The organism is Protofrankia sp. CiT1, from assembly GCF_917627335.1.
In the GTDB taxonomy this organism is placed as follows: Bacteria; Actinomycetota; Actinomycetes; order Frankiales; family Frankiaceae; genus Protofrankia.
In genome coordinates, this window is the sequence record NZ_CAKJTP010000054.1 from 1 (window position 1) to 4,769 (window position 4,769).

At 72.3% G+C, this 4,769-nt stretch carries 6 protein-coding genes; 3 read left to right on the top strand and 3 right to left on the bottom strand.

The features are described from left to right. A partial coding sequence (gene sepH, locus MJ785_RS11130; RefSeq protein WP_239380684.1) for a septation protein SepH occupies positions 1-998 on the bottom strand: 998 nt, incomplete at its 3' end. 230 nt (positions 999-1,228) lie between these two features. Beyond that, complete coding sequence (gene ppgK, locus MJ785_RS11135) at positions 1,229-2,041, bottom strand: polyphosphate--glucose phosphotransferase (RefSeq protein ID WP_239308839.1); 813 nt, start codon at positions 2,039-2,041, stop codon at positions 1,229-1,231. A gap of 212 nt (positions 2,042-2,253) precedes the next feature. On the opposite strand from ppgK, the gene moaA reads away from it, so the two are divergent. Genes moaA through MJ785_RS11150 form a run of 3 tightly spaced genes read left to right on the top strand, consistent with a single transcriptional unit; the run spans position 2,254 to position 4,111 of the window. Next, entirely contained in the window at positions 2,254-3,240 is a 987-nt protein-coding gene (moaA, locus tag MJ785_RS11140; protein ID WP_239380686.1) for a GTP 3',8-cyclase MoaA, read from the top strand. Further along, positions 3,237-3,851, top strand: a complete 615-nt coding sequence (locus MJ785_RS11145) for a molybdenum cofactor guanylyltransferase (RefSeq protein WP_239380687.1) — start codon at positions 3,237-3,239, stop codon at positions 3,849-3,851. The genes moaA and MJ785_RS11145 overlap by 4 nt, the downstream gene beginning before the upstream one ends. Next, complete coding sequence (locus tag MJ785_RS11150) at positions 3,848-4,111, top strand: DUF6457 domain-containing protein (RefSeq protein WP_239308836.1); 264 nt, start codon at positions 3,848-3,850, stop codon at positions 4,109-4,111. Before MJ785_RS11145 ends, MJ785_RS11150 begins: the two co-directional genes overlap by 4 nt. Before the next feature lie 137 nt (positions 4,112-4,248). Here MJ785_RS11150 and MJ785_RS11155 read toward each other — a convergent pair whose 3' ends face one another. After that, complete coding sequence (locus MJ785_RS11155; protein ID WP_239380688.1) at positions 4,249-4,746, bottom strand: hypothetical protein; 498 nt, start codon at positions 4,744-4,746, stop codon at positions 4,249-4,251. Positions 4,747-4,769: the final 23 nt, after the last annotated feature.

Consider the following 4,769-nt stretch of genomic DNA (forward strand, 5'->3'; position numbering starts at 1 on the left):
GGGCCGGGGCCGGGGCCGGGTGCAGCCGCAGCCGCAGCCGCCGGGAGCGCCGGTACACCTGGTGCGGCCGGCGCCGGCCGGACGTCGCGCACCTCCGCGCCCCGTACGTCCACCACGGGCACCACGGGCACCACGGCTTCCGGTAGCTGTGACTGTGGCTGTGGCTGCGCTGATCTGACCGGCGCGGCCGGGGGAGCGGGAACCCGCGCGGGTGCTTCACCCCGGGCGGCGGGCCGGGAGGCTCCGTGTGTCCGCCCCCGTGCCGAGGCCGGCTGGACCGGCGTGGGCGGCGTTACCACGACCGGCGGGTGTGCGCTCGGCGCGGCCGGCGTGGCGGCCGGCTCCTGCACCAGCGTCAACGCGGGACCGGGCGGACGGGCAGGACCGGCCTGCACGGGCGGCGGCGCGGGTGCCGGCTGCGCTGTGGGGTCGGCCGCTACCTCAGGGGCCACCAGCGCTCGGGCGGCATCGTCGTGCGGACGAACACGGCGCACAACCGGGTCCCAGGTCCAGCGTGCGCACCGGCTCTCCGAGGTCAGCTGTACCAGCCAGATCCCGTCCACCCGGCGCCAGGCATCCCACTGCGCGCCGCCGGGATCGTCCTGCGCGGCCATCAGCCGGGCGTCCACCACCTCGCCCAGCGGCCGGCCGGGGGCGCCGCCGGGGTCCTTGGGCAGTAGCGCCGCCCGTGCTTCCTGTACCACCCGGGCCCGCTCGGCCAGGACCGGGCCCTCATAGCGTTCGACCCGCTCGACCGGTATGCCCGCTACCCGCGCGACCTCGGCGGTCGTCTCACCAGCGCGTAGGCGCGCCTGGATCTCCCGCGGGGTCAGGGCGCTTTCCTGGCGAACCTCACTGCGCCGTCCCCCGCGCAGCACCGTCCGGAGCCGGTCGTCGACCGGTACCCGGAACTTCTCCGGATCAGGTCCGCCGGCGGTCTCGGCGAGCACGAGGTAGCCGCCGTCCTCGCTGAGCGCGACCGCTCGCAGCTCACGCATGGCGCCTCCTCATCGGCGTCGTCCGAGCCCGCCCTGAAACGTTTGGTGACGGTGAGTATCCGGACTGTCGAACCCGCCGTTCATGCCTACCCCACAGCTTGCCATCGGCACATCCACGATGTCTCACCCCGGGATGCCGACACGCTTTGTCGGCATCCCGTCGACACGGGCGCCCGGTCTGTCGGCAGCGGCGCGTCGGCCGTTCGGCGGGCTGGCCAGATGCCTCATGGTCAGGGACGGCGGCCTCCGGGCGGGCGGGTGGCGGGCGGCCGTCGGCGCGGCGTTCTCACCGCCGCTTTGGGACGGGTCTGGTCACCGGCCGCGAACAGCGCGGCCCCGACGATCCCGGCGTCGTTCTGCAGCTGGGCGGGGAGCACCTTGGTGCGGACATCGAGACGGTCGAGAAAGCGATCAGCTTTTCGGCTCGCGCCGCCGCCGATGATGATGAGATCGGGCCACAGCAGCGCTTCCAGCGCGTTCAGATAGCGGCTGACCCGCTTCGCCCATTTTTCCCAGGAAAGATCTTCGCGTTCCCGGGCCGCCTCGGAGGCTCGGGCCTCCGCCTCGTGCCCGCCGATCTCAAGATGACCGAACTCGGTGTTCGGGAGGAGCTGGCCGTGCAGGAACAGCGCCGTGCCGATACCGGTGCCGAACGTCGTCATGAGTACGACACCACCGACGTCACGGCCGGCACCGAAGGTCATTTCGGCGATTCCGGCGGCGTCAGCGTCGTTAATCACCGTGGCGCCGCCTGGCAGGACCGTTCGCAGGGTCGCGGCCAGGTCGGTATCCACCCAGCTCGGGTCGACGTTGGCCGCCGTCCTCGCGACACCGTCTTTGAGCACGGCGGGAAAGGTGGCCCCGACCGGCCCCGTCCAGCCGAAATGGGCCACGACGTCGGCGACGGTCCTGGCTATGGCGGGTGGCCGCGACGGCTGCGGCGTCGGGATCCGGACGCGGGGCGCGGTGAGCTTGCCCTCGTCAATGTCGACGGGTGCACCCTTGATGCCGGTACCGCCGATGTCGACACCGAAGACCTGCATTTCGCCTATGCCCTCCTGTTGCCGCCGACCCGCACCGGGCCTACCCGGGCACAGCGCCTCCCACGCGGCGCGCGGCACCGTGGGCCTGCCCGGTCAGCCCGCGCCCACTCCACCATAGATCGGCACGCCTCGCCGGCCCATCTGAGTGTGACACCGGTATCCCGGCCCGATCCCCTCGCGTCACGCCGGATACGCCGCTCTAGGCTGAGACGGTGGCGTTACGGGATTCCTTCGGGCGGGTCGCCACCGATCTGCGGATTTCACTGACCGACCGCTGCAACCTGCGGTGTACCTACTGCATGCCCGCTGACGGCCTGGCCTGGCTGCCGGGGGCGGAGATGCTGACCGACGCCGAGGTTGTCCGGCTCGCGCGGATAGCGGTCACCCGGCTCGGCGTGAACGAGATCAGGCTGACCGGCGGTGAGCCGACGGTTCGGCCGGGCCTGGTCGACCTCGTCGCCCAGCTGGCGATGCTGCGTCCCCGCGTCCAGCTGTCCATGACCACCAACGGCACGTCGCTGGCCCGTTTTGCCGCCGCGCTGCGCGTGGCCGGCCTGGACCGGGTGAACGTTTCGCTGGACACGTTACGCGCTGACCGTTATTTGGCGATGACACATCGGGATCGGCTTGCGGATGTGTGCGCGGGTCTGGCCGCCGCGGCCACGGCAGGGCTGGCACCGGTGAAGGTCAACGCGGTGCTCCTGCGGGACGTCAACGATGACGAGGCGCCGTCCCTGCTGCGATGGTGCCTGGAGCGAGGCTACGCCCTGCGCTTCATCGAGCAGATGCCGCTCGACCCCCAGCACAGCTGGGATCGTGGCGTGATGGTCACCGGAGCGGAGATCCTCGCCAGGCTCCGGTCCGAGTTCACCGTCACCGCGCTGCCCGGTCGCGGTAGCGCGCCGGCCGAGTTGTTCGCCGTGGACGGCGGGCCCGGAACGGTCGGAGTGATCGGCTCGGTGACCGCGCCGTTCTGCGCCGCCTGCGACCGGGTCCGTCTCACCGCTGACGGGCAGCTCCGTTCCTGCCTGTTCGCTGACACGGAGACCAATCTGCGCACGCCGATGCGGGCCGGGGCCGACGACGCGGACCTTGCGCACCTGTGGGCCGCGGCCGTCCGGGGCAAGCGCGCCGGGCACGGTGTCAACGGCCCGGACTTTGCGCAGCCGTCGCGACCGATGTCGGCGATCGGCGGATGAGCTGGGACGCGGTGGTGCTTGCCGGCGGGTCGGCCCGCCGCCTCGGCGGTGCGGACAAGCCGCTGGCGACCGTCGGTGGCCGGACCTTGCTTGATCGTGTTCTCGCGGCGGTGGCCACCGCGCGCGAGGTGATCGTGGTCGGGCCGGTACGTCCGGTCCGGCTGGCACGCCCGGTGGCCTGGACCTGTGAGCGGCCGCCCGGCGGGGGGCCGGTCGCCGCTCTTGCCGCCGGGCTGGAGCTGGTGAGCGCACCGCTGGTTGCCGTGCTTGCGGCCGATCTCCCGTTTCTCACCGCGGGAACGGTCGCCGCGCTCGTGCGGGCCGTGGGCGGCGCTGACCGGGAGACCACCGGAGCCGGCCAGCGCGGTGCTGCTCCGCTGTGGGGCGCGCTCCTGATTGATCCGGCCGGTCGGCGCCAGTACCTGACCGGGGTATGGCGCACATCCGTGCTGCGGGCGCGGCTCCCCACCGCGCCTGCCGGGGTGGCGCTGCGGTCGGTGCTGGCCGGCCCACGGGTGCTGGCGGTACCCGCTGATGAGCGCACCACGCTGGACTGCGACGAGCCGGCGGATCTCGAGCGGGCACGCCGGTGGGCGAGGATGGCTCGGTGAGCGCTCTTGATGACTGGGTGGCCGCGGCGGCCGGCGCGCTTGGCCTTGACCCCACTCAGCTTGACGTCCCCGGTGTGCTCGATCTCGCGCGTGATGTCGCGCACGGCGTCGCCCGGCCCGCCGCTCCGGTCACCGCGTTTCTCATCGGTCTCGCGGCGGGGCGGGACGGTGGTGACGCGGACGCGGTCCGCCACGCCACCGCGCAGGTCCTCGCCCTCCTTACGGCCCGGGAAAACGGTGATCAGGGCAGCGCTGGGTAGGGCTTGCCGAAACGTGAACCGTCGGCTCCCGGAGCCACCTTCCCGGGCGCGGTACGCTACCAGCGAAGATCAAATTTGTACGCCAACAATCCGCTTGCCGGTCGCTCGTAGCGGATGAGAAGAGCTGGCAGCAGCGGTCAGCGTACCCAGGCAGGGCCGTCATCCAGGAGCACCCGCATGTCGATCGCCATCGTGTGGGTGGCGAGCGGATCATCCAGCCCGGCTTCGTCCAGGGGCGACCAGGAGAGCACGTCGTCTCCGGCCGTTGCCCGGCTGTCGTCGGGCGACGGCCGGAGACGAGAACCGGCTGACCGCCCGCGAGGCAGCGCCAGGGTGATGGCCGCGGTGTCGGCGTGGCTGTCGGGATCATCCAGGCCGGAAACACCCTCGGCTGCTCCGCGTCCGAGGGGATCGCCCGTGCCCGCGGGCCGGGCTCGGCCACCGGCGGTGACGACGGACTGGTCCAGGCCGGCGAGCCCGACAATCACCACGAGCGCCGGCGCGGCGAATAGGGCGGGCCGCCAAGTGGTCAACGCGACCAGGGCGAAGACCAGCACGATACTGACGGCTCTGATCGCGTTGTGCTGCGCGGGCGGTAATGCTGGAACCTTGCGGCCGTGTCGATAATGTCCCACGCAACCAAGTGTGCCTTAGAGCG

Coding starts and splice junctions, on each gene's coding strand:
- ppgK (WP_239308839.1), bottom strand. CDS start 2,041: ATGCAGGTCTTCGGTGTCGACATCGGCGGTACCGGCATCAAGGGTGCA.
- MJ785_RS11145 (WP_239380687.1), top strand. CDS start 3,237: ATGAGCTGGGACGCGGTGGTGCTTGCCGGCGGGTCGGCCCGCCGCCTC.